At 40.3% G+C, this 25257-nt stretch carries 23 protein-coding genes and 1 tRNA gene; 10 read left to right on the top strand and 14 right to left on the bottom strand.

Annotated elements, in window-relative coordinates; translation table 11 throughout:
• Window positions 1–24 precede the first annotated feature (24 nt).
• Genes ED557_15825 through ED557_15815 form a run of 3 tightly spaced genes read left to right on the top strand, consistent with a single transcriptional unit; the run spans window position 25 to window position 3374 of the window.
• A complete protein-coding gene (locus tag ED557_15825; GenBank protein RNC79291.1) occupies window positions 25–2460 on the top strand; it encodes an ABC transporter permease in 2436 nt (811 codons plus the stop codon).
• A gap of 23 nt (window positions 2461–2483) precedes the next feature.
• Window positions 2484–2681 carry a hypothetical protein gene (locus ED557_15820; GenBank protein ID RNC79290.1) on the top strand — a complete coding sequence of 66 codons (198 nt, stop codon included), beginning with the start codon at window positions 2484–2486 and terminating at the stop codon, window positions 2679–2681.
• A 6-nt stretch (window positions 2682–2687) separates the two neighbouring features.
• The gene (locus ED557_15815; GenBank protein RNC79289.1) at window positions 2688–3374 is read left to right on the top strand and encodes an ABC transporter ATP-binding protein; all 687 of its coding nucleotides are present in this window, start codon (window positions 2688–2690) and stop codon (window positions 3372–3374) included.
• Between the two features lie 87 nt (window positions 3375–3461).
• On the opposite strand, the gene ED557_15810 is transcribed toward ED557_15815, so the two are convergent.
• The 13 genes from ED557_15810 to ED557_15750 form a co-directional block, all read right to left on the bottom strand.
• Complete coding sequence (locus ED557_15810; GenBank protein RNC79288.1) at window positions 3462–3905, bottom strand: ribonuclease HI; 444 nt, start codon at window positions 3903–3905, stop codon at window positions 3462–3464.
• Window positions 3898–4737: an orotidine-5'-phosphate decarboxylase gene (gene pyrF, locus ED557_15805; protein RNC79312.1), complete on the bottom strand. Its 840-nt coding sequence runs from the start codon at window positions 4735–4737 to the stop codon at window positions 3898–3900. The genes ED557_15810 and pyrF overlap by 8 nt, the downstream gene beginning before the upstream one ends.
• Before the next feature lie 141 nt (window positions 4738–4878).
• Window positions 4879–7008: a ferrous iron transport protein B gene (feoB, locus tag ED557_15800; GenBank protein ID RNC79287.1), complete on the bottom strand. Its 2130-nt coding sequence runs from the start codon at window positions 7006–7008 to the stop codon at window positions 4879–4881.
• Window positions 7001–7231, bottom strand: a complete 231-nt coding sequence (locus tag ED557_15795) for a ferrous iron transport protein A (protein RNC79286.1) — start codon at window positions 7229–7231, stop codon at window positions 7001–7003. Before ED557_15795 ends, feoB begins: the two co-directional genes overlap by 8 nt.
• 3 nt (window positions 7232–7234) lie before the next feature.
• Entirely contained in the window at window positions 7235–7456 is a 222-nt protein-coding gene (locus ED557_15790; GenBank protein RNC79285.1) for a ferrous iron transport protein A, read from the bottom strand.
• Window positions 7457–7513: 57 nt separating this feature from the next.
• Entirely contained in the window at window positions 7514–8137 is a 624-nt protein-coding gene (locus ED557_15785; protein RNC79284.1) for a hypothetical protein, read from the bottom strand.
• A gap of 161 nt (window positions 8138–8298) precedes the next feature.
• Complete coding sequence (locus ED557_15780; GenBank protein RNC79283.1) at window positions 8299–10509, bottom strand: sodium-translocating pyrophosphatase; 2211 nt, start codon at window positions 10507–10509, stop codon at window positions 8299–8301.
• A gap of 47 nt (window positions 10510–10556) precedes the next feature.
• Window positions 10557–11114 (bottom strand): aminoacyl-tRNA hydrolase, encoded by a 558-nt coding sequence (locus ED557_15775; GenBank protein RNC79282.1) that lies wholly within the window; start codon window positions 11112–11114, stop codon window positions 10557–10559.
• A 23-nt stretch (window positions 11115–11137) separates the two neighbouring features.
• A complete protein-coding gene (locus tag ED557_15770; GenBank protein RNC79281.1) occupies window positions 11138–11809 on the bottom strand; it encodes a 50S ribosomal protein L25 in 672 nt (223 codons plus the stop codon).
• Between the two features lie 20 nt (window positions 11810–11829).
• Window positions 11830–12762, bottom strand: coding sequence for a ribose-phosphate pyrophosphokinase (locus tag ED557_15765; protein ID RNC79280.1), 933 nt, complete (start codon window positions 12760–12762; stop codon window positions 11830–11832).
• A gap of 77 nt (window positions 12763–12839) precedes the next feature.
• Window positions 12840–12913: transfer RNA gene (locus ED557_15760), tRNA-Gln, on the bottom strand.
• A gap of 49 nt (window positions 12914–12962) precedes the next feature.
• Window positions 12963–14111, bottom strand: coding sequence for a DUF2851 family protein (locus tag ED557_15755; protein RNC79279.1), 1149 nt, complete (start codon window positions 14109–14111; stop codon window positions 12963–12965).
• Window positions 14104–14388: a YtxH domain-containing protein gene (locus ED557_15750; GenBank protein RNC79278.1), complete on the bottom strand. Its 285-nt coding sequence runs from the start codon at window positions 14386–14388 to the stop codon at window positions 14104–14106. The genes ED557_15755 and ED557_15750 overlap by 8 nt, the downstream gene beginning before the upstream one ends.
• Before the next feature lie 142 nt (window positions 14389–14530).
• Here ED557_15750 and ED557_15745 point away from each other — a divergent pair, with 142 nt between their 5' ends.
• The 4 genes from ED557_15745 to ED557_15730 are packed head-to-tail and all read left to right on the top strand — an operon-like array spanning window position 14531 to window position 18115.
• The gene (locus ED557_15745) at window positions 14531–15007 is read left to right on the top strand and encodes a hypothetical protein (GenBank protein RNC79311.1); all 477 of its coding nucleotides are present in this window, start codon (window positions 14531–14533) and stop codon (window positions 15005–15007) included.
• A 23-nt stretch (window positions 15008–15030) separates the two neighbouring features.
• Window positions 15031–15903 carry a DUF3078 domain-containing protein gene (locus ED557_15740; GenBank protein ID RNC79277.1) on the top strand — a complete coding sequence of 291 codons (873 nt, stop codon included), beginning with the start codon at window positions 15031–15033 and terminating at the stop codon, window positions 15901–15903.
• Entirely contained in the window at window positions 15903–17267 is a 1365-nt protein-coding gene (locus ED557_15735) for an aminotransferase class I/II-fold pyridoxal phosphate-dependent enzyme (GenBank protein ID RNC79276.1), read from the top strand. The genes ED557_15740 and ED557_15735 overlap by 1 nt, the downstream gene beginning before the upstream one ends.
• Window positions 17252–18115 (top strand): DUF3667 domain-containing protein, encoded by an 864-nt coding sequence (locus ED557_15730; GenBank protein RNC79275.1) that lies wholly within the window; start codon window positions 17252–17254, stop codon window positions 18113–18115. The genes ED557_15735 and ED557_15730 overlap by 16 nt, the downstream gene beginning before the upstream one ends.
• Here the strand turns inward: ED557_15730 and ED557_15725 are convergent.
• Entirely contained in the window at window positions 18108–22313 is a 4206-nt protein-coding gene (locus ED557_15725; GenBank protein ID RNC79274.1) for a DNA polymerase III subunit alpha, read from the bottom strand. The genes ED557_15730 and ED557_15725 overlap by 8 nt on opposite strands.
• Window positions 22314–22435: 122 nt before the next feature.
• Between ED557_15725 and ED557_15720 the strand changes: the two genes are divergently transcribed.
• The 3 genes from ED557_15720 (at window position 22436) to ED557_15710 (ending at window position 25076) form a co-directional block, all read left to right on the top strand.
• Window positions 22436–23131, top strand: coding sequence for a hypothetical protein (locus ED557_15720; GenBank protein RNC79273.1), 696 nt, complete (start codon window positions 22436–22438; stop codon window positions 23129–23131).
• 100 nt (window positions 23132–23231) lie between these two features.
• Window positions 23232–23711, top strand: a complete 480-nt coding sequence (locus tag ED557_15715) for a LexA family transcriptional regulator (GenBank protein ID RNC79272.1) — start codon at window positions 23232–23234, stop codon at window positions 23709–23711.
• Window positions 23712–23735: 24 nt separating this feature from the next.
• Window positions 23736–25076 carry a Y-family DNA polymerase gene (locus tag ED557_15710; GenBank protein ID RNC79271.1) on the top strand — a complete coding sequence of 447 codons (1341 nt, stop codon included), beginning with the start codon at window positions 23736–23738 and terminating at the stop codon, window positions 25074–25076.
• Window positions 25077–25257 lie beyond the last annotated feature (181 nt).

The following is a 25257-nucleotide window of genomic DNA, read 5'->3' as shown; positions in this document are numbered from 1 at the left end:
TATTAATTCTATACATCTATAAACATGTTCTACAATTACTTTAAAATAGCCTTGCGAAATTTATCGAAGCAAAAACTCTATAGCTTTATAAATGTATTTGGGCTTGCTTCAGGAATAGCATTCTCTGTATTAGTCATTTTATTTATTTCTGACGAAATCAGATATGATCACTTTCACGAGGACAAAGCTGATATATACCAAGTATACCGTCAGCCAATCTTAGAAAATACACCTTTCACAGTAAGTCAATTTACCCCCCTTCCTTTAGGTCAGGCAATGAAGGATGACTTTCCTGAGGTAGAGGAATTTGCACGAATTATTCCTTTTGGAAGTTTTGTTATCAGAACAGATGATGGTGAGCTAATAGAAGAAGCAGGATTTGCATTTGCTGATCCTGCCACACTTACAATGTTTACTTTTCCTTTACTATATGGGAATGCTGCCTCTGCACTTGAAAACCCTACCTCTATAGTAATTTCTGAAGAAGTTGCTCAGAAGTATTTCAATAAAACTGATGTAGTTGGTGAGACTCTCTCAATCCGTGTTGCTGAAGAGTATCAGAGCTTTTCAATAAGCGGAGTGCTTAAAAATATTCCTGGTAATTCTTCTATTCAGTTTACCCTTTTACTGCCTATTCAAACTATTTTTGATAACTATGAACGCTATGCATCTATGCAAGATAATTGGTTTGGAACAAGGGCCGTAACCTTTGTTAAGCTTTTTGACAATGCGAACCCAGAGTCTCTCTCGCCAAAACTTCCTGAGTTCATGGAAAAGTATATGGGTCCGATGTTCAACACAATGCGAGAAAGAGGCGATCTTGGTGCCAATGAAATTCCTTCGTATTACAATCTCCAACCCCTGCTTGATATCCATTTAAATCCAGCCATTCCGGGAGCTTTTCAAGCTACCAGTGATCCTCAATATTCATTTATTTTTGGAGGAATAGCACTAGCCGTATTACTTATAGCCTGCTTTAATTTCATGATACTTGCTATTGGCCGGTCAGCGAAACGAGTCAAAGAAGTTGGGCTTCGAAAAGTAATAGGTGCGCATCGCTCCCAATTAATGACTCAATTTTGGGGAGAAGCATTTGTAATCACCTTCCTGGCCTTTATAGCCGGGATAGTTTTTGTGGACCTTATCCTACCCATTTTTAATGAACTTTCGGATAAAAGCCTTCAGTTAGGCGATTTATTCTTACATCCAACTATCATAGTTGGTCTTGTTCTATTATTCCTTTTTACAGGGCTTATTGCTGGCAGTTACCCATCTCTAGTTCTGGCCAATTTTGCTCCGATAGATTCTTTAAAGCAACGAATAAGCACTAAAGGAGCTAATAGTTTTACAAAAGGCTTAATTGTAATACAGTTCGGACTTACCATATTCTTTTTGACCGCCACATTGATTATGACTAATCAATTAAAATTTATGCAGGAAAGAAATCTTGGTTTTACTGAGGAACAATTAGTGGTAATTCCTACAGACGGGCTTGATGGAGAGAGGGTACTGGACATTTATCAGAATGAATACAGGAATACTTCCAGTATTGTCAGCATTTCAGGTGCGAACATCTCTTTTGCCAGTGGACTTTGGAGGAGAGGATATCGTTATAATGATGAAGTTCATCAGGCTGCTGTATTTAGAGTAGCTCCAAATTACATTGAAACCATGGAAATGAATCTTACAGCTGGCCGTGATTTTGATGTTAGATTGTCTTCAGACTCAACTCAGAGTATCATTGTAAACCACACTTTTTTGGATACCCATGGACTGGATAATTCTGTTATAGGCCAATCATTTCCTATTGATTGGGGATGGATGGTTAATCCGACTATTATAGGTGTTGTTGAGGATTTCAATTACCAATCTCTTGAGAATGAAATTGCTCCTGTTATTATTTATATGAATCCAAGAGATCCAATTCGTAACCTGATGGTAAGACTTCGTCCGGAACAGGTTCGAGAAACAATTGCCGACCTGGAAGAGACATGGGCTTCTATTACGAATGAAATCCCCTTTGAATATAGCTTCCTGGATGACGACATGAACAACCTTTACATAGAACAAGACCGATGGCTAAGAATAGTAAGCTATAGTTCCTATCTGGCCATATTAATTTCTTGTCTCGGGCTCTTCGGTCTTGCCGGGTTGATAGCTGTTCAGCGTCAAAAAGAAATTGGCATCCGTAAAGTTCTTGGAGCTACTACATCTGGAATAACGCTAATGCTAACTTCTAGTTTTGCCAAGCTTGTACTATTCTCCATTTTTGTTGCCAGTCCAGTGGCTTGGTACGTAATGAATAATTGGTTGAAAGAATTTGCTTATCGAATTGAAATAAGTGGATGGGTATTTGTGCTATCTGGAGTAGTAGCTCTTACCATTTCAGTTCTAACGGTAAGTTACCAATCTATAAAAGCCGCCTTACATGACCCTGTATCTAATCTTAGAAGTGAATAGAAATAAACTCAAAGCAGGAATCAATGTTTAGGAATTATTTCAAAATAGCATGGTTTCCTTGGAACGGACAGATCTCTGAGTTTGCATATCGAATTGAACTCGAGGCAGGTATTTTTATACTTTCCGGGGTATTTGCAATTTCCATAGCTTTGCTCACTGTGAGTTGGCAGTCCATTAAAGCATCACTTGCTAATCCTGTTGAAAGCTTAAAAACCGAATAAAAATTTATGATCAAATTAACCAACATTGATAAATACCTGGAGAAGAAGTTCCAGCGCACTTTTATCCTAAAGGATATTAATCTGGAATTAAAGGAAGGTGAATTCGCCTCCATCATGGGACCTAGCGGAGCGGGAAAATCTACCCTTTTGAATATCCTGGGTTTTCTGGATGATGCGAATAGCGGGGAATACCACTTCTTTGATGAACCTGTTCACAATCTCTCTGAAAAGAAAAAATCAGAATATCATAAAAGCCATATTGGCTTTGTATTTCAGGCTTACCACCTCATTGATGAATTGACAGTGTATGAGAATATTGAAATGCCTTTGCTCTATAGAAAAGTAAAGGGGAGCGAAAGAAAAGGGATGGTAGCTGAAATGCTCGATCGATTTAATATCGTTGCGAAAAAAGACCTTTTCCCTAATCAACTTTCAGGGGGTCAACAACAATTAGTTGGAGTTGCAAGAGCACTTATCGGAAGTCCTAAATTAATCCTTGCGGATGAACCGACCGGTAACCTGCATTCGGACCAGGCAGCAGAAATCATGGAAATTTTCCAAAAACTAAACCAGGAAGATGGTGTAACCATTGTTCAGGTGACCCATTCCGAGAAAATGGCATCTTATGGTAGCAGGATCATCAATATGCAAGATGGAATGCTGGTTGAGAATTTCCCTTATCTAAGTAGTTGAACAATGGAACATTGAACATTAAACACACAACGTTGAACGTTCGAAGTTCAATGTTCTATTGTTTACCTGTTCGATGTTCTTTTTTATTCAGAACTTCTTGCTCTCGGCTACAGCCAGTTGATCTACGCGCTCATTTAGTTCAATGCCCACATGAGCTTTTACTTTTATCCATTCAACAGTATGCCCATTCATCGCTTTAAGCATCTCCTCCCATAGCTCTCTATTCTCCACGGGCTTCTTATCTGCTTTCTTCCATCCCTTCTTTTGCCAGTTTTCAATCCAACCTTTTGTCATTGCGTTTATGATGAGTGCACTATCGCTATGGATTTTAACATGACATGGCTTTTTCATTGCCTTCAATGCTTCTATAACCGCTTTCATCTCCATTCGGTTATTGGTGGTATTGGCCTCTCCACCCGAGATCTCTTTTTCCTTTCCTTTATAAATCAGGATAGCTCCCCATCCCCCCGGACCTGGGTTACCGCTGCATGCCCCATCGGTATATACATCAACAACAGGAAATTTAGACATAATGCCTGGTTATGATATCGAGTTTATCTTTTGTATCACTGGCGCTTCTAGCTACATATTCCACCCAATTTTCCTGATCAGCACCAGCATAAATTACACCTCTGCTTGAGTTTATCAGTGGGATACCTTCATGTGTTTCTAATACTCTTGCCAGATCCTCGATTGAACCACCCTGTGCACCAATTCCCGGGATCAATAAACTAGCAGTACCATGTTGTTTGATTACAGGTTCGGCCTCTTCAGCTTGTGTAGCACCTACTACCATCCCAAGGTGTGATTCTACTGTTACTGATAACTCAAAAACCTCATGAGCTATATATTCAGCCATTGTATTAAAGCCTTCGAAAGGCTTTTTCAGAAAGTCATTCGCGCCCGGATTTGAAGTAAGAGTTAGTATATAAATTGCTTTCTCTTCGTTGTTGGCAAAAGCATTCAAGGTCTCAAACCCCATAAGCGGATTCAAAGTGATAGCATCGATATTGAATTGCTCGTAGAATGCTTTTTTATAATGTTCAGCAGTAGTGCTTATATCTCCACGCTTCGCATCGGCGATAACAATTCTATCCTTTGGGATGTGATTTACAACATCCTGGAAAACGGCCAACCCATTAGCTCCCAAAGATTCAAAAAAAGCCAGGTTTGGCTTGAAGGCTGCAGCATGTTCAGCGGTGTAATCAATAACCATCTTGCAAAAAAAACTCACCTGTTCTTCCGGTGAGGAAAATTTTTCCAACACGGCTCTGGGTAGCCTGTCCAAATTCGGATCAAGCCCTACACATAGTGTAGAGTTTGACGATTTGACGGCTGTTTTCAGCTTTTCTAAATAGGTCATTGGTGTTAGGAACAATTACAATCCGGACCACAATCATGCTTGGCTGATGCTTTCCGGAAAGGTTTAACCACAAACCGGGCTACCAGGTAACCCGCTCCTATTATAAGAAGCAATACTGCTATAATGGTTTGTAGATCCATGCTATAAGTTACTAGCAATTTGGAAGGTGATCAATGAGCATACATAAGCCAGTACACTCATATATACGAACATGGCTGTAGGCCATTTCCATGAGTTGGTTTCCCGCCTCACAATAGCAATAGTACTCATACATTGCATAGCAAGTGCAAAGAAAATCATGAGAGATAAAGCAGTTGCCAGTGAATAGACTCTTTCTCCGGTCTCGGGGTTTATATCATTGATGAGCTTTTCTTTGAGAGTAGCATTTTCGCCATCTTCCTCTTCGATACTATAGATAGTATTCAGAGTCCCTACCATTACCTCACGAGCAGCAAAGGAAGTTAGTAGACCGATACCTATTTTCCAGTCAAAGCCTAGAGGCTCAATAGTTGGCTCTATAATCTTTCCGAATTTACCAGCAAAACTATGCCTTAGTTGATAAGACTCAATGGATTCACAAGTTTCAGAATCGGGATGACATGGTTCATAGCTTTCAGGGTTTACATGAGGAAAGGAAGCTGCAAACCATAGTACAATAGAAATCGCCACAATTATTTTCCCAGCTTCTGTGATAAATATTTTACCTCGCTCTATAGTGTTTTGGAATACCACCGACCACTTGGGCATTTTATATTCCGGAAGCTCCATAATAAACGGAGTTTGCTGGCCTGAAGGAAAGATTTTCTTCATTATAGCAGCAGCCAATACTGCCATTACAATTCCAAAAATGTATAGACCAAAAAAGGTTACCCCTTGTAAGGTAAATACTCCAAGGATGGTAGTAGATGGAACAAAAGCTGCAATCAATAACGCATATACAGGCAGGCGGGCCGAACATGCCATAAATGGAAGCACCATAATGGTGATGATCCTGTCTCTCCAATTTTCAATAGTGCGCGTGGCCATAATGCCTGGGATAGCACATGCAAAGCCCGACATTAGTGGAACTACAGAACGTCCATGCAAACCTACTTTCGTCATAAACCCGTCCATAACAAACGCGGCTCTGGCCATATATCCCGTTCCTTCCAATACATAAATAAAGAAAAACAGGAACAGGATTTGAGGCAGGAATATGACCACTCCTCCAAGTCCGGCAATTACTCCATCTACCAACAAGTCATTTAGCATACCATCAGGAAGGGTATTAGCGACCCAGTTTCCCCCTTCAACAAATAGGAGATCAATCATGTCCATAAATGGAGTAGCCCAGGAGAAAATAGCCTGGAACATGAAAAGCAGAATTAGCGCGAAAATTGCAGGGCCCGCCACTTTATGAGTAACCACCGCATCTATAGAATCGGTGATTGATTTCTTTCCATTGTCTCCTTGAATTGCTGCTCCAGAAGTTGCTTCACCTACAAAATCATAGCGCTTCAACACCTCCAAAGCCATAGGATTTCCCCCCTCCTGTTCAATAAGGCCACGGGCTTTGGTAATTGTTTTTTTCCCAGTTTCTACTTCTTCAAATTCATAGAAAGCTCCAATAAATTCTCCTTCACTAATTAACCTAAGTGCCTCAATGTGTTGGGCCCTTTTGGGGATATTAGTATGTGGCTCAATCCATTCTTTTATAATGAGGTCCATTGATTCTTGCAGAGAGGAATCTGGTTTCCAAAGTAAAGGATCAGGAGCTGAAAGATCATGAGCTTCTATTGCTTTCTTAAGCTCTTCAATACCACCTTTATCTTTAGCAGAAATGGAGATGGCAGGCACTTTCATTGTTTTTGAAATAGCCTCAGCATTAACTGAAATACCTTTTTGGCTTGCCACATCGCTCATATTCAGAACGATCAATACTGGCAGATTCAAATCCATAACCTGAGAAGCCAGGTATAGATTTCTATCTAAATTACTTGAATCAACTATGATGAGTACTAGGTCAGGTACTTCTTCATGCTCATAGGTACCAACCAGGGTTTCATAAGCAATCTTCTCATCCAGTTTTTTATAGTTGAGGCTATATGCACCTGGAAGATCAATAACTTTGTGTAGTACCCCTCCGATAATGGTAGTGCCTGCTTTTCGTTCTACCGTTATACCGGGATAATTAGCAATTTTCTGCCTTAACCCAGTCAGAGCATTAAAGATCGTGGATTTTCCGGTATTCGGATTTCCTACTAATGCTATCGTTAACGGCTCACTACTCATCCTCTCCTTCTAATTGAATGGAAGCGGCCTCTGCCTCTCTCAATGTTAGTAAGTAACCTCTTACCTTTATTTCTATAGGAAAGCCGGTTGGCGCTTTTCGGACCACTTGCAGAGAAGTACCAGGGGTAATACCCATTTCCAAAATTCTTGTAGCTTCCGAGCCATGAATAGACGAAACCCTAAATGTGCCTGCTTTTTTTATTTCAGAAAGTAAGAAACCCATGTGTTATTGCGGGCTGACTAATATGGATTTCGCAAGTGTGGCAGCTATCGCTAACCGGGCTTCACCAACTTGCAGGATGATATTTTTCTGATTGGAAATAATCGTTCCTTTTGCCCCTTCAATACATCCCAATTCATTCAAACGACAAACATCGTCACAATGGCAATCGAAGCATTTAACCACGACTTCGTCACCTTCTTTCCCAATACTTAATGGATGTATCATAGTTATTTAAAAATAATCTAAATAAAGATAGCCATTAATTTGCTAAGAGTGAACCGGTCAAAGTACTGTTTCCGGGAAAACTTCTTCAAAACCGTGCGGTGGTTTTTCAAGGCTCCATATTTCGAAATAAAAGTGTCTCTCACTATGCACTCTTTTCCCGTTAATGCTAAAAAATCTAAAGCCTGGCTCAAGCATTGCCTGTAAGTGATAGAAGAAAAGCAGGTAGATATTTTCCTTGCTAAAAACTTCGAGATCAAAGCCATCCTGGTTTGCTCGTTTAAAAATCACAACTCCCTCTTCTTCCAGTGCCTTTCTCAATGTCTCTCCTGAGGGAAAAGTTTTAGTCTCTATAGTTTTGAATACAGGATTGATTAGGATGGATTCATCTGGATTCATCGACTCCAGAGTATCGGCCATGCTTTCTTTTGATGCATCACCTTTAAAAAAGGAAGTATCGAAAGCACGCTCAAACAATGATAAAATCTGGGGGTATCTCTGAAATAAGCTTAACCCAAATTTTTGACCTTTCAGTAAAGTACCGCTAAAATATAAAGTCGAAAATGTAGGATCTGGCTTTGTAAACATTGCCAGCGGATCAAAGGAATCATCGCCTGATGGAGCGAGTTGATCCATTCTTTGATCGTGATGAAATATCAGTTTTAAGAGTTCTGTCTGAGGCATCTTGCTTCTTTTTCTTTCTATTGTCATCCTGAGGCTACTGCCGAAGGATCTAATCAAATTGAATACCCTGTGGATCCTTCGCAAGTATGCTTAGGATGACAAGCAAAAAAAATCCCGGTAACAAAAAATGTAACCGGGATTAAAATTACAAATCGGTTCGATTAAATCATTGTTGCGATAACAAGAGCAACAACCGACATCAACTTAAGAAGGATGTTAAGTGATGGTCCTGAAGTATCCTTGAATGGATCACCTACAGTATCACCAACCACACCTGCTTTATGAGGCTCAGAGCCTTTTCCATATTGCACACCATCAATGGTTACACCTTCTTCAATCATTTTCTTAGCGTTATCCCATGCTCCACCTGCGTTGGATTGGAATAGTGCCATTAACACACCTGCTGAAGTAACACCTGCAAGTAAACCACCAAGCATTTTTGCTCCAAGTGTAGGATCATCACTGATAAAGCCTGGTACAAATCCAAATAGTACCGGAACAATTACAGCAAGAAGTCCAGGAACAACCATCTCTCGGATAGAAGCAGTGGTAGAAATCTCTACACATTTTTCATATTCAGCCTTTCCATCTGCTGCATGAAAAGTGTCCTGGTCTTCTTTCGACCACTCTTCCATTTCCTTTCCTTCGTTCTTATTCATTACATCCAGAGCTGCTCTTAACTCAGGAATATCTTTGAACTGACGGCGAACTTCTTCAATCATACTCATTGCCGCACGACCTACCGCATTCATAGATAATGCAGAGAAAAGGAATGGAAGCATGGCTCCTACAAAAAGAGCTGCCATTACAAAAGGATTTGTAACGTTGATTATTACTTCTAAACCCGGATTAGCAGCCTCATATGCAGTAATGAAAGCAGCAAAAAGTGCCAATGCTGTAAGCGCTGCAGAACCGATTGCAAAACCCTTACCGATTGCAGCTGTAGTGTTACCAACTGCGTCCAGCTTATCAGTTCGCTCACGCACTTCAGGCTCAAGCTCTGCCATTTCAGCAATACCACCAGCATTATCAGAAACAGGACCATAAGCATCAACTGCTAACTGAATTCCAGTATTTGCAAGCATACCTACAGCAGCAATTGCAATACCATAAAGACCTGCAAAACTATACGCTCCGATAATAGCAACTGCGATAATAATGATAGGAATCGCAGTAGAAATCATTCCTACTCCCAGACCCGCAATGATGTTAGTAGCAGAACCTGTAACTGACTGCTTTACAATAGAGAGAACTGGCTTTGTACCTGTACCAGTATAGTGTTCTGTTATAAGACCAATTAATAGACCTGAAGCCAATCCGAAAATAGTAGCCCAGAAAACACCCATACTAGTGAATTCGCTTCCTCCGAAAGTCCATGTTGCTGGAAGCATCCATCGAATGATGAAGAATGAAGCTACAAGCATCACAATTGCAGAAGCAAATTCGCCCATGTTTAATGCTTTTTGTGGATCTCCACCTTCCTTCACTCTAACCAGGAATGTTCCTAATATCGAAGTCACAATTCCTGTACCTGCCAGAACCAAAGGCAATAGAACAGCTGAAAGCCCAGCAAAATCATCTGCCCATCCTGTGGCAGTCATAAATGCAGCACCAAGAACCATGGTTCCGATAATTGAACCAACATAGGATTCGAAAAGGTCAGCACCCATACCAGCTACGTCACCTACGTTATCTCCCACGTTATCGGCAATAGTTGCAGGGTTTAGTGGGTGATCTTCAGGGATACCAGCTTCTACCTTACCTACAAGGTCTGCTCCAACGTCTGCTGCTTTGGTATAAATGCCACCTCCAACACGAGCGAAAAGAGCTATAGAGGATGCACCAAATGAAAACCCTGTTACTACAGCAAGTACTCTGTTTACAGCATCTGCACCTTCAATCCCAAAAATGTTTGAGAAAAGAAGAAACAAGCTTGAAAGACCTAGAACTCCAAGGCCAACTACTCCAAGCCCCATTACGGAGCCACCTGCAAAAGCTACTTCAAGCCCTTTGCCTAAACTTTCTCGAGCAGCATTTGTGGTTCTTACATTCGCTTTAGTAGCAACTCTCATCCCTATAAATCCAGCCAGACCAGAACAGATTGCTCCGACAATAAATGATATTGCTACCATCCAGCTTGAGGTAGCTGCATCTGCGCTAACTGCTAAAATTACTGCTACTATTACTACAAAAATTGCCAGTACACGATATTCAGCTTTAAGAAAAGCCATAGCCCCTGCAGCAATACTGTCAGCAATACGTCCCATTCTTTCGGTACCTACTTCCTGCTTAGTCACCCAGGAAGATTTTAAAGCGGTAAAAAGAAGAGCAATAACTCCAGCCGCTAATGAGAAAAAGATTATGTTTTGCATAACTCCGTATATGTTAGTTTACGTTTTATCCCGTTTATCCGGGTTGCTTAATTAAAAAAATTCATTGCTCTTTCAACGCCAATACCCACAAATGCAAGAGCAGCATCATGAGCTTTTTGAATGGAAATTTTTACTTCTTCCATTTCTGATTCTTCGAAGGGTGACAATACAAAATCGATCTGCCTTCCCCTTCTAAAATCATTTCCGATACCAATTCTGAGTCGAGGGTAATCATTACTCCCAAGCTTTTCGTTGATATCTGCCACACCATTATGTCCTCCATCACTTCCTTTTGCTTTCATCCTGGTAGTGCCTACGGGAAGGTTTAGGTCATCATAAATAACCAGGCAGTTTTCTTTTGCTGTTTTAAAATTAGCAAGAGCTTTTTTTACGGCTGTACCACTTCTATTCATATAATTAGTGGGTTTAATCAGCGCTATTTTTCTGCCTTTATGCCTCCCTTCAGCAACCACATAAGGACCGCTACCGGATTTGAAGTCCACTGAAAGTGTTTTTGCCAATAAGTCAATTACATCAAAGCCGATGTTGTGGCGAGTACCATCATATTCCTGTCCGATATTTCCCAATCCAACAATAATAAACATGAGGTAACCGCCGGTATATCAGCTTATTCTTCTGAAGTTTCTTCAGTTCCTGCGTCAGCAGCTGCTTCTGTAGCTTCTGCGCCTTCTTCTCCTTCAGCCGCTGCTTCCTGTTCGCCAAGTACTTCACTCATCAGCTTGCCTTTTGGAGGTCGAATAGTCACAATAGTTCTGCTTAGCGGATCTAATGGTACAATCCCTTCTAAGTCTAGGTCTGAAACGTGGAAAGAATTACCTATTTGTAATGGAGTAACGTCTACCTCAAACTGGGCTACGATAAATTTAGGTAGTACTCGAATTCTGAGGAACTTCATAGGTTGAAATAATCTACCACCGCCTTCAACTACTCCACGAGCTGCTCCAGCAATTCTGATTGGTACTCTAAGAGTTACCTTATGATTGTCAGAAAGCACATAAAAGTCTGCATGGATGGGACGATCTGTAACCGGATCAAACTCAGTTCTTTTTAACAGAGTCTTATACGTTTTCCCGTCTATGGTAAGTTCTTGTAATTTGGTTTGAGCCTTTCTTAGGATCTTTTCAAGCTCAAGCTCATCAATTGAAAAATGAATATTCTCTTCAACTTCAGGACCATAAAGAACTGCAGGAACTCGTTTTTCAGCACGAAGTGCTTTATTAGTCTGTTTGCTTAGTTCGCGAACAGTTCCGTCAAGTTTTACTAATTCTGGATATGCCATTTTTATTTTTTCTTATCTCATTAATTATCAAACAGTGCACTGATGGTATCATTGGTATGAATACGTTGTATCGCTTCAGCAAAAATATTTGCCACACTTAATACTTTAATCTTGTCAGATGGCTGGCGCAGAGGCACAGTATCTGTTACCAATAATTCATCAATGGGCGAATCATCAATTCGCTGAAAAGCCGGACCTGATAAAATCGGATGAGAGCAAATGGCGGAGATATTTAATGCTCCGCGTTCTTTCATAGCTGCTGCCGCATTTGTCAATGTACCGGCCGTGTCGATTAAGTCATCAACTATTAACACGTTCTTGCCTTCCACCTCACCAATAATGTTCATGATCTCTGACTTATTCTGCTCAGGACGTCTTTTGTCGATAAAGGCAAGTGAAGCCCCCAGCTTTTTAGCATAAGAGCGAGCCATTTTAAGACTTCCAACATCAGGAGCAACAACTACCAGATTATCAATAGGATCTTTAGTGAAGTGATCGATAAATACTCGACTCGCATATAAATGGTCGAGTGGTATATCGAAGAAACCCTGAATCTGTGCAGCATGTAAGTCCATGGTAAGGATTCGATCGGCGCCGGCCTCAACCAAAAGGTTAGCCATGAGTTTTGAGCCTATCGATACCCGCGGTTGATCTTTTCGATCTTGACGAGCATATCCAAAATAGGGAATTACGGCAGTCACTCTTTTTACAGAAGCTCTTTTAGCTGCATCAAGCATCAAAAGAAGTTCAATGATATTATCGCCCGGAGGAGGAGTTGGCTGAATAATAAAAATATCTTCGCCACGGATGCTTTGCTGGAACTTTACGTACAGCTCTCCATCAGAGAATTGCTTGGTGGTAACTTTACCCAAAGTAGTTCCATATTCCTTTGCTATAGCTCGAGCTAGAGCCGGATTACTGGTACCGGAAAATATTGCGAGAGGACTATCCAAGTTATTTTGTTGCTAGCACTGAAGTTATTCAGGATTACATAAAACAGAAGAGTGTATCCCATCCATTCTTCTGAGTGTTGTTGCCCGGGGAGGACTCGAACCCCCACATACTGGACCAAAACCAGGTGTCCTGCCATTAGACGACCGGGCAATATCGTGTCATCGACAGACTTAAAAGATAGGGACACTTTAAAACGCAATCAAGATGAAATTGCTTTTTTAAGTACAATGCAATGATGACAATTGAGCCTGGAACAATAGCTGCGATGCTGATGAATTAACCCAGGGGTTGCAAACCTTTGAAACTCATGAGGCTCAACCATTTGACTAAAATATTGCCTGGTTGAGGATGGCAGGGGTATACAAATTGAGTTCCACTCTTCAAGGGCATGGCGTGTTACTTTTTCTGATGCAAATAAAGTACCTAACATATGTAGCGCTGGAATGAACACCGTACTGTACAGAATCTTAGCCTTAGAACCATTTGATATACACACCTTTTCAATCCAGGATTTCCAAATGGATCTGGGATGCTGTTTGAGAAATAGTTCGAATGGAGTATCAATAATAGATTTGGCAAACTCTATTGCCTGGGGAATTCTTTTTTGTGGATGACTAGCCGGATACACTCCCTTCAGGTTCCATGAAAGCCCTGGCTCCCCAGCTCGAAAACCTGCAAAGGTATTTGCTTGATCTGTAATCTCTTTTATGGACAATTCTAAACGATCCAAAACAAACCTTCCAACTTCAACCATTTGACTTCTATTATGAACAATACCAAAGCCATCGAATAAAGCCAGAATAAGAGCATGTTTCCAGGCTAAGGAAGGAATTTGGTCAGGATTATAGAAGGATAGTATATCATTTCCCTTCTTCTCGAGGTATTCAAGATGAGCACGCCTCAATTGTTCATCGAAAGCTTCTTTTGAGATGAACGAAAGTTTTCCTGAACAGGATGCAACAGCATCATTAGCATGTTTGAGTAGCTGTTGTAACTCCTGGGCCAGGTAAGGTTGTAAGTTTAAAGTTGGCGGGCAACTACCATTCTGACAATAAACTTTTTTTGGGCGCTCTTCAAAGACCACATGAAGTACTACCTGGTTATAAGCTTCATCCAGATGATGAGCATGATGATACCAAGAAGAAGAGTTGATATGAATCTCAATAGCTCCACTCCACACTAAAGTTCCTATTTGTATGGTAGCCTGCAAAAAATCAGGACCGTCCGTTGAATTGCGCAACCCTTGATTGAGAATGCGAAGAGCTTTCCCCTCTGTAGTTTTCAAGGAAGTTGTATCAAAAAGAAGCTGCTCCCAAATCCACTGTAAAAGATGCTCCTTTTCAGGCATCTTCTAGTTCATCATCCTCAAAATGGATATCTGAGGTGGCTTCATACAGATCAGGTAATGCGTCTTTTACTCCCTGTGATATATTCTTAATCTTTTGTTCGCTTTCTTTGATTATGCGGGTTCCCCGACTTTCAACCCAGTCTTTCGCCTCACCAGTATGTTCTGAAATCCATTGGCGACTTTCCCTGCCTGATTTTGGAGCCAATAACAACCCAGTTATTGTACCGGCAATAAACCCACTTATTAATGCTAAAAGCGCATCTCCTTTTGAACTCATAGCTTCAGATAAAATGTTTAGGTTAACACTGTTAATGTAAAACAGTGACTCTTCAATTTAAAGCAAAGCTTCCTAAATAGATAAATAAAATGGTACATTTAAAACAATTCAAAATCTTGCTATGCCAGAACAAATTACGTTAATGAACCGGGATCAAATTTCCCGCACACTCAAACGGTTAGCTATTCAGGTTTGGGAGACACTAAGTGAGGAAGGTGAACTCATACTCATTGGATTAAATGAACGAGGCTTTGCTACTGCAACTATGCTGAACTCTTATCTTAAATCCATATCTAAGAGAGAGTTTGAAGTACATCAGTTTTTTGTTCAGGATATTGGTCCCAAAAAAAATCTCCCGAACTGTACTGAAAAGAAAGTGCTTATTATTGATGATGTTATCTTTTCAGGTAAAACCATGTTCAATGCACTCTCAACTATATGTTTTTCTAATGAACCCGAAACCATTGAAGTGCTTACCTTGGTAGATCGAGGGCATCGTAAATATCCGGTACTTTCTGAACTTACCGGCATAGAGGTTCCAACAAAATTTGGAGAGCATATTGAGGTGATACTTAACAATGACTCTCTAGAACAAGTGATTTTGTTCAAGAATAATTAGAATCAAAACCAATCAAGTAAAGAATGAAAACATTAGTAGGCAGAATTTTGCCCGTTTTTTTTGCCCTGGGCATTACCTATTCATCATCTGCACAAGAAACTATCATTATCCCGGATACACTCGACAATGAGTGGGCAACGACATGGGTAGCTGGTATTAATGGTTCACAGGCAACTTATAACAATTGGGCGGCTGGTGGCCAGAATAACATTGCCGCAACTTTCTTCACCAGATTAAATGGTGCCTACAGAAAGGGTAAACTGACCTATGGATATGTTTTTAACCTTAGATATGGCCTTACAAATATTGAGGGAGAAGACAGCCGGAAAACAGATGACCGAATTGCTACCAAACACCGATTAGCTTACATCTTAAATGATGAAAACACAATGAATGCATTCGCGGAGGTGTCATTTGTAACTCAGTTCTATGACGGATACGACTATTCGACTGATCCAAGAACAAGAATCTCTAACTTCATGGCTCCGGGTTATTTTTCACAAACTATCGGTTATGCATATACTCCTGCTGATTATATCTCATTTGAAGCAGGTTTGGGACTTAAACAAACCTACGTAGGAGATGAAGATTTACTGCCTAGCTACGGGGTTGATGTTGGAGAGAATGTATTTGCTGAGGGTGGTTTGACAACGGGTATTAGTTTCAACAAAGAGATACTAGCGAATGTAACCTACACTAGTCGTTTTGAAACCTTCACCAACCTGAATAATAGCTTTGACAGAACGGATGTATCCTGGGCCAATGAACTTTCCGGTAGAATCAATCAGTATTTAACAGCGTCCTTCCAGTTCGAGTTGGTATATGACGACGATGTTACCACAGAACTACAAACCAAGCAGGTTCTTGCAGTAGGATTTCTTGTAAATCTGAGATAATGGCAGAAAAGGTTGAAAGAGTATTTAATCAGGCTCTTGACAGCCTTAAACAATGGCGCGATTCTTATGGAGCGTGGGAGATAGATCCCACGCTTTCTGTTTCTGAAGAAAAAATTTCCAACGTATTCCAGGAACTAGCTTCGCGAATGGAAGGAAATTACCCCTTCCATCATCCGGTATACGCCGGACAAATGCTTAAACCACCCCATTATATAGCCCAGGCTGCGTATTCGCTGGCAATGCACATAAACCCTAACAACCATGCACTTGATGGTGGGCCACCTTCTTCTGAGATGGAAAAGGAAGTCATAAAGTTGTTAGCTGGGTTCTTTGGATATGGAGATCAATATTTAGGTCACCTTACTTCCAGTGGTACCATCGCAAATCTGGAAGCACTTTGGGTAGCACGAAAGTCTCATCCGGGAAAAAAGATCGCCTTTTCTGAACATGCACATTACACCCATGAAAGGATGTGCGAGGTATTAGGAATAGAAGGAGTTAAAATTCCCGTTAAACCCGATGGAAATTTTGACCTGAAAAGTATAAACGCTTCAGAGATAGGAACTATCATTGTCACTTTGGGAACCACTGGTCTTGGAGAAGTTGAACCATTGGATGTTATTTTGCCCTGGGCAAAGAAACATGATATCCGAATTCATATCGATTCTGCTTATGGCGGCTTCTTTAGAGCATTAAAAGATTCCGAACTCATCGATGGCACCTGCTGGAAATTAATGCAGGAGGCTGACAGTATTGTAGTAGACCCTCACAAACATGGCCTTCAGCCCTATGGTTGTGGCGCCATTCTTTTTAAGAATCCGGATGTGGGTAGTTTCTATAAGCATGATTCTCCATATACCTATTTTACTTCTGATGATTTACACCTTGGAGAAATTAGTCTCGAATGCTCCAGAGCCGGAGCTGCCGCTGTTGCTTTTTGGGCAACATTACAATGTTTCCCTTTAAAAGAGCGCGAGGGTTTTGGCCCTATTTTGGCTAGATGCAGGCAAGCAGCGCTTAAAGGGTTCTCATTAATGGAGACCTGCCCTTTTTTGACCCCTTACAAAATGCCCCAGCTCGATATCCTTACTTATTTCCCAAAAACGAATGAAATAAGAACTACTGAGCAGATATCTTCTATCTCTAAAAAGGTATTTGATGCTGGAATGAACACCAGAAAATTCTATCTCTCCTTATATAAAGTACCTGCTGATAGTTTTACTGAATTCCATCCGAATTTTGAGGTAAATACCGAAACTGTTACTATCCTGAGAAGCGTACTCATGCGACCTGAACAAGCTGATTTTATAGAAGAACTGGTTGCAAGAATTGAACGGGAAGTAGAACAATGTCAGATATTTTAGCTACTGAAAATTGCCCAACGCGTAGCAAACCATTTAATACTCCTTATTGCCCAAATTGTGGGGAACGCCGACTTACTGAAAAAGACTCCTCAATAACTATACTAGTCGGAGATGCTTTGTCTTTTTTGCTGGAATCTGATGGCAAACTTATCAGGAGTATTAAAACATTTGTTCTAAAGCCTGGTAAATATGTTCAGGAATATGTAGGCGGAGCACGAAAGAAATATATTTCCCCGATCAAACTCTTCCTTATCGCGAATGCTTTTTATTTCTTCTTCCCTGTCTTTGACACTTTTAAAACCACATTAAATACTCAGCTTCACAGACTACTACAAAGCGATCTCACTTACGATTTCATTCAGGCTCAGATAGCAACTTCCGGAATGGAGTATGAAGCATACCAGCTACAATATGATGAAGTAACAACTGTCATCTCAAAAGCCATACTAATAATTCTTCCCTTTCTTTTCGGAGGCCTGACCTTGCTATTGAATCTTTCTTCAAGGAAAATTAAACCCCTTCTTCATCACTTTAACTACAGCTTTACGTTGTATGCATTTATGATATTCTTTGGTATTTCAGCTGTTCCAGGACTATATATGTTAATCGCTGATCTTACTAATTCTGAGCTAATGATCCAGGGGATTACAGAGATTTCGACCACCGTTTACCTGACTTTATTACTGAACGTATTCGGTTTTTTTCTGTACAGAAATTTCTTTTCAGGCTCCAAAGCTATGAATGGTTTTAAGTGGCTGCTCTTAAACTTCCTGTTTATCCCTCTTATGCAACTCTACCGTTTTATCCTACTATTCTTCACATTGGGTTGGATGAAGCTATTTAATTAGCAAGGGTTAACTCAACTGCCTGTTCCCCTAACACTTCTTTCAAGCCTTTTAGTAACTCATCATTCGGATCAACCACAAAATTGCGAAGGTTCATCTTTATAGGTGTTTCTGCTTCTCTACTATGTACATCCATTTTTACAATGGTATTTCCCCTGTTCAACTCAAACAAGGTTTCCATTTGTGCAATATCCTGCTTGGTTAGTGCTTCAGTGACCACATCCAGTTTTAATCGCAATCGGTCCTGAAATTTCTCCCGAAGATTCTCAACCCTCTCCATGTTTGTAACAATCATACTATTGCCACGATCTCTTTTGGTAAATCTTCCGGTAATATAAACTACATTATCCACTTCAATCAGTGCCGAAAATTTGTCGAACTCCCGACTAAATACAGCAACTTCCAGCGAGGAATTCAGATCTTCTACCTGTAGAAAAGCAATGGGCCTTCCCTTCTTATCTGTTGCTTGACGTTTTGAAGTAATAATCGCGATAAAACGTAATTCGCTATCATGGACAAGTTTACCCAAGCATTCTTCGCTTAAATTCTGCTTCCCAAATAAACGAATATCTTCTTTAAACCGATTTAAAGGATGTCCACTCAGATAAAAACCGATGAGTTCTCGCTCTTTGTTCAAGCGCTCAATACTACTCCATTTAGGCACCGATTTTAACTTCGGCTCTTGGAACACTCCTCCTCCCGAAGCACCTCCGAACAGGTTTACCTGATTACGACGTTTTTCTTCCTGCTTACGAGAAGCGTACGCTAGAATATCATCAATCCCGAATAGTAGCTGAGCCCGATTTTCGTCCAAAGCATCAAAAGCACCTGCTTGTATCAAGCTTTCCAACGTTCTTCTATTACATACCCGAAGGTCAACCCTGGCCGCAAAATCGAATACGCTTTGATATAAGCCGTTCTCTTCACGCTCTTTAACAATATGTTGGATGGCTGAAGACCCCACTCCCTTAATTGCTGACATACCATATTGAACACGTCCTTCTTTTGCTACAAACTTACCTCGAGCAGTGTTAATGTTTGGAGCATCTACAGGTATATTCATCTTTTGACATTCCTCGATAAAAGCAGCTACTTTTTTGATGTCACTCATATTGTGGCTCATTACTGAGGCCATATATTCCGCAGGATAATTTGCCTTAAAATACATGGTGTGATACGCTACTACGGAATAAGCAGCGGAGTGGGACTTGTTAAATCCGTAGCCGGCAAACATGGCCATTTTGTCAAAAACTTCTTTGGCAGTTTTTTCATCATAGCCAAGTTCTTTGGCTTGCCTCACAAACTTCTCTTCCTCAGGGGGCAATAGTTGTGGCTTCTTCTTACCCATAATCCGCCGCAATACGTCGGCTTCTCCTAAGGTATATCCTCCCATTTGCTGAGCCACTTTCATGATCTGCTCCTGATAAATCATAATCCCATAGGTATTTTCAAGCAATGGAATCAGATCATCATGATCGTATTCTACCTTTTCACGTCCATGTTTCCTCTCAATATAATTGGGAATAAACTGCATCGGCCCCGGCCGATAGAGAGCGTTCATCGCAATGAGATCATTAACATCGCTAGGCTTCAAATCCTTTAGATATTTTCTCATCCCTTCACTTTCAAACTGAAAAGTACCTAGTGTCCCACCTTTTTGATAAAGTTTATAGGTAACAGGATCATCAAGAGGAACATCATCTAAGTTATATTCTTTTCCATGATTCTCTTTTACATACCCTATTGCCGTTTTTAAAATGGATAATGTTTTAAGGCCAAGAAAATCCATTTTCAACATCCCGGCATTTTCAATAACGCTACCATCAAACTGAGTTACTGTTAAGTCGGCATCTTTGGCTGTACTTACAGGGATATATTCAGTTAAATCATCCGGAGCAATGATAATTCCTGCGGCATGAATTCCGGTATTTCTCACTGACCCTTCTAATACATGAGCCATTTTCAGGGTCTCTGCTTCTAAGCCTTCTCCTGCTTTTATTTCACGCAGTTCTTTTACTTCAGAAAACGCGTCATCAAGTGAGGTACCAGGGCGTTCCGGAACCAGTTTGGCAATTCGGTCTGCATCAGAAAGCGGAAGGTCCAGCACCCGTGCTACATCTCGTACCGATGAACGAGCGGCCATAGAACCAAAGGTAATGATATGGGCTACCTGATCTTTTCCATATTTATTCACCACATACTCGATTACTTTTTGCCTGCCGTCGTCATCAAAATCGATGTCGATATCAGGCATAGATACACGTTCTGGATTTAAAAAACGCTCAAAAAGTAAATCGTAAGTAAGAGGGTCAATATTTGTGATCCCTGTACAATAGGCTACTACCGAACCAGCAGCAGACCCTCTTCCAGGCCCTACATACACCCCCATATCTCTGGCAGCGGCAATAAAGTCCTGAACAATCAGAAAGTAGCCGGGGAAACCCATGTCTTTTATAATTCCAAGCTCGAGGTCGATCCGTTCCTTTACCTCATCTGAAAAATCTGGGTATCGGCTTTTAGCTCCTTCTAAAGTGAGATGTCTTAAATAATCGTCTTCATTATCAAAACCTTCCGGGATATCAAATTTTGGTAAGATTACCTCTCTTGCCAGTTTAATAGGTTCTATTTTATCGACTATCTCCTGTGAGTTTATAATAGCTTCGGGCATATCGGCAAATAATGCCGTCATTGCCTCAGTATCTTTGAAATAAAATTCCTCATTAGGAAAGCCATACCTAAATTCCCGGCCTTTGCCAATAGGAGTACTCACCAATGTTCCATCATCAATACATATGAGTGCGTCGTGTGCTTTGGCATCCTCCTCTTCCAGATAAAACACATTATTACTAGCTACAAGCTTTACCCCATACTTTTGAGAAAATTCTTTGAAGATCTCATTTACCCGGTGTTCCTCATCAAGGCCATGATTAACCACTTCCAGATAGAAATCATCTCCAAACACCTCCATCCACCAGGCTAACTCTTCTTCCGCGAATTGTTCACCTTTATTAAGTATTAAGTCCCCTAAAAGACCCCTCGTATTTCCACTTAAACAAATGAGATGCTCACTATGTTGTTTAATGACTTCTTTATCAACCCTGGGAAATTTATAGTAATAACCTTCGGTAAATCCTATCGAGCATAATTTGGTAAGGTTCTTATATCCTTCCTGGTTTTTCGCCAAAAAAGGTATTTGGTATCGACGATCTTTCTTTTCGCGTGTAAATTTCTTTTGATGGCGATCGTCAACTACATAAAACTCACAACCTAAAATTGGCTTTATTTCTACAGCATGTGCTGCAGACGCGAATGCAAAAGCACCATACATGTTGCCTTTATCCGTGAGGGCCACAGCAGGCATCCCGAGGTTCTTAGCTTTTGCCACCAATTCTTTCACGCCCGCAGTTGCTTGCAATACCGAGTATTTTGAATGACAGTGTAAATGGGTAAAAACTACATCTTCATCAAGTACTACCTCAGAGCGTAAATCCTTCTCTCTGTCTCCTCCCGCTTCATTTCCTTGGTCTTCTTTTTTTTTTATACGAGAAGGCGAAACCAGATCTATGTAATGATCTCTTACAATGTAGCTTTGAGAGGATTCGTATAGCTTAGCATCCAACGGAAAATTAATATTGATAACCCCCAAGCGTACCAGCTCCAAGAAAGAGCGAGTGGTAGCCTCAACATCAGCAGCTGCGTCATGAGCATCATCAAAATCTACCCCAAATAATTTCTTGTGGAGTTCAGTTAACGTGGGCCATTTATATCCCCGGGCACCTGGTATGGCACAATATTCTGTACTCTCATCTTTCGTGTCTATTTTTGGAGTATCCATGATCCCGGAAGCCACCTTTTTCCGAAGAAATTCTGCTCCCATTACTTTTTCATCAAAAGAGACATTATGCCCGATTAAGAAATGGGCTTTATTAATGTCCTTTCGGAATTCAAGCAAAACAAACTCAAGATCATGACCTTCTTCCATCGCTCTTTTAGTAGAAATGCCATGAATTTTTTCTGAATTAAATGGGATCGTAAAGCCTTCCGGTTTTACGATATAGTTCCCACTACTCATCAACTTCCCGGTATGATCGTGCAGCTGCCAGGCTAATTGAACGAGTCTTGGCCAGTTATCTAAGTCAGTTATGGGTGCCGAATAATCACGGGGAAGCCCCGTAGTTTCAGTATCAAAAATCAGATACATACAAATAATACTTTTTCAGTGTCTAATCTGTTATAAAAGCTGTAACAGAATAACGTAATTCATGTTTAAAAGCTCCAAATTTGTTACCATTACATGATAAATTTTAAAGAAGGGAAAATACAATGACCAAAAAAATACTACTTACAATCTCTGCTCTTTTTATTACTCAGTTAAGTTTTGCTCAAATCGAATTTGATGATTATGTAAGCCAGGTCGGAGAAGCTATGGATGGTACCACTATCTATGCATTTCAAGCCACTGAAGTTGAAGGAAACCCATTACTTTTTGATGAATTTGTAAGAGGGGTTTTGGTTTCAGGTAATTCGCAAACTGTACCTGTTAACCTCAACATCGACCTGGCCAATAACCGTATTTTAGTGAACAGAGGAAACAAACTTATTGGTATTGAAAATTCTGCGGTATCTGCCATTAAGATTATGACGCCTTCGTTAACCTTTAAAAACGGTTTCCAAACAGGTGGAAAAGACGACCTTAACAAGTACTCATTATTCAAAGTTATTCATGAAGGTGATAATGTTACCTTTTTAAAGCATACAGGGGTTAGTCTGCAAAAGGATGTTTCCTCTTATTCAACAGCTACTAAAACAGACGCCTTTATTCAGTACACTGCTTACTATGTCATTAAAGATGGAAAGTTTGATCGCGTTAAAATGAGAAAGAGAAATGTCCTCCGACTATTTGATGACAATCGCAAGGCTGTCGATACTTACGCAAAAGAGAATAAGCTGGATTTCAAAGATGATGAGCATTTAGCACTTATGTTCAAATATGCAGAGTCTCTTGCTTTAAATAACTGATATATCTAGTCGATTAATTTTAATCTAAATACTATAAATCAGTTTACTTTCTTATTGAATACACATATAATGCACATATATTTATATATGTGCATTTTTTATGTCCGGATTACCCTCTTATTCTCCCATAGCACCTCAAAATAATTCTGAGCTACTCAAGCTTTCCCGAAAAATTGAAACCGGCTTCCCTTCTCCCGCCGGAGATCATTTGGAAAAAGCATTAAGCCTGGAAGAGCTGATTGTACAAAGACCTACTTCTACATTTTATGTGCGAGCCGATGGAAATGCCATGAAAGCTGCTGGTATTTATCATCAAGATATCTTAGTGGTAGACCGTTCTCTTACTCCACAAAACGGATCTATTATCATAGCTTCTTATGAGGAAGAAATCATTATCCGGAGACTTGTCATAAAAGGAGCGAATACCTTCTTAACCACTGGAGATATTAAACACCCGCCTATCTTTATTTCTCAGGATACAAACTGGATGATTTGGGGAATAGTCACTCATTTAATTCATCGTTTTCGCCCGGTAGATGAAGCAGAATCGAAACAAGAGCCTGTTTATGAAGTGGATTAATATCGAATCAAAATTTTTTCCAAAATGTTTTTAAAAGCCCCTACATCAAATCCGTCAGGGCTGGCTTATGCCATGATCGACTGCAATAATTTCTATGCCTCTTGTGAACGAGCATTTGATCCAACCTTAATTGGTAAACCAATAGCTATCCTTTCGAATAATGATGGTTGCGTAATCGCACGTTCAGAGGAAGCAAAAGAAGCTGGCATACCTATGGGAGCTCCGGAATTCAAATACCGAAAGGAATTCAAAGAAAAGAGGGTCCAGATTCGATCTTCCAATTACGCACTTTATGGAGACATGAGCCATCGGGTGATGGAAACTCTTCGCTCCCTCACTCACGATATTGAGATATATAGTATTGACGAAGCCTTTGCCGAACTTTCCACTAATATTTACCCCCAACTGACTACCTATGGCCAAGTGCTGAGACAAACTATTTTCAAGTGGACCGGGCTTCCTGTTTCAGTTGGAATAGCTCCAAGTAAAACCCTCGCTAAAATTGCCAATCATATTGCCAAGAAGAATAAACCGTTTGATGGAGTATTAGATTTAACTACCCACCCCAATCTGAATGAGTTTCTAAAACAAACACCAGTACAAAATATTTGGGGCATTGGACAAGGATTAACCATTCGTATTAATCGATTTGGAATCGAAAATGCATTCCAGCTTAAAGAAACGATCAACAACCGAAAATGGGTTCGAAAGCACCTGGCTATAACGGGATTAAGAACTGTGTTAGAATTAAACGGAATCCCGTGTTCAGGACTTGGAACAGGAAGAGACTCTCGAAAAGGCATCCTCACTTCCCGAATGTTTGGTAAACCACTATATGATTTAGGAGATGTTCAGGAAGCAGTAGCTACCTTCGTAAGTCGTGCAACTGAAAAACTACGAGCCCAACATTCGGTAGCGTCAAATATCAGTATTAATCTTATTGGAGATAAATACGATAATATTCGCGGGAAATATAAATTTGGAGCTGGGTATGCCCTGAGAGTTCCCACCGCCCATACCCCCACCCTTATCCATGTTGGTAAAATGCTCACCCAAAAAGCATTCGAGGAAGGCCGAAAATATAAAAAGGCTGCTGTGATGCTGACGGGTATTGTGCCTAATAGTGAAGTTCAAATGGATCTTTTTGATCCGGAATTATATACCAAAAAACAGCACCGTTTAATGGAATGTATGGACCGTATCAATTCTAAGTTTGGACGTAATTACGCTGCATTTGCAGCTACAGGCCTACATAAAAAGGGAGATCATCGAAATAAGTGGCTGATGAATCAAAACCATCTCAGTAACAGATATACCACACGCTGGGATGAACTTTTGGTAGCTAAAACGAAGCTATCTTTATGATCGAATTAAGAATATTCAACAAGGAATAAGGAAATAAAAATATTGAAAAGAGAACAATGTTCAATGTTCAATGTTCAATGTTCAATGTTCAATGTTCAATGTTCAATGTTCAATGTTCAATGTTCAATGTTCAATGTTCAATGTTCAATGTTCAATGTTCAATGTTCAATGTTCAATGTTC

Origin of the sequence: Balneola sp., from assembly GCA_003712055.1 — a bacterium.
Taxonomy (GTDB): Bacteria; Bacteroidota; Rhodothermia; order Balneolales; family Balneolaceae; genus RHLJ01.
Note: the sequence above shows the minus strand (reverse complement) of the source record. Positions and strands in the feature narration are given on the sequence as shown.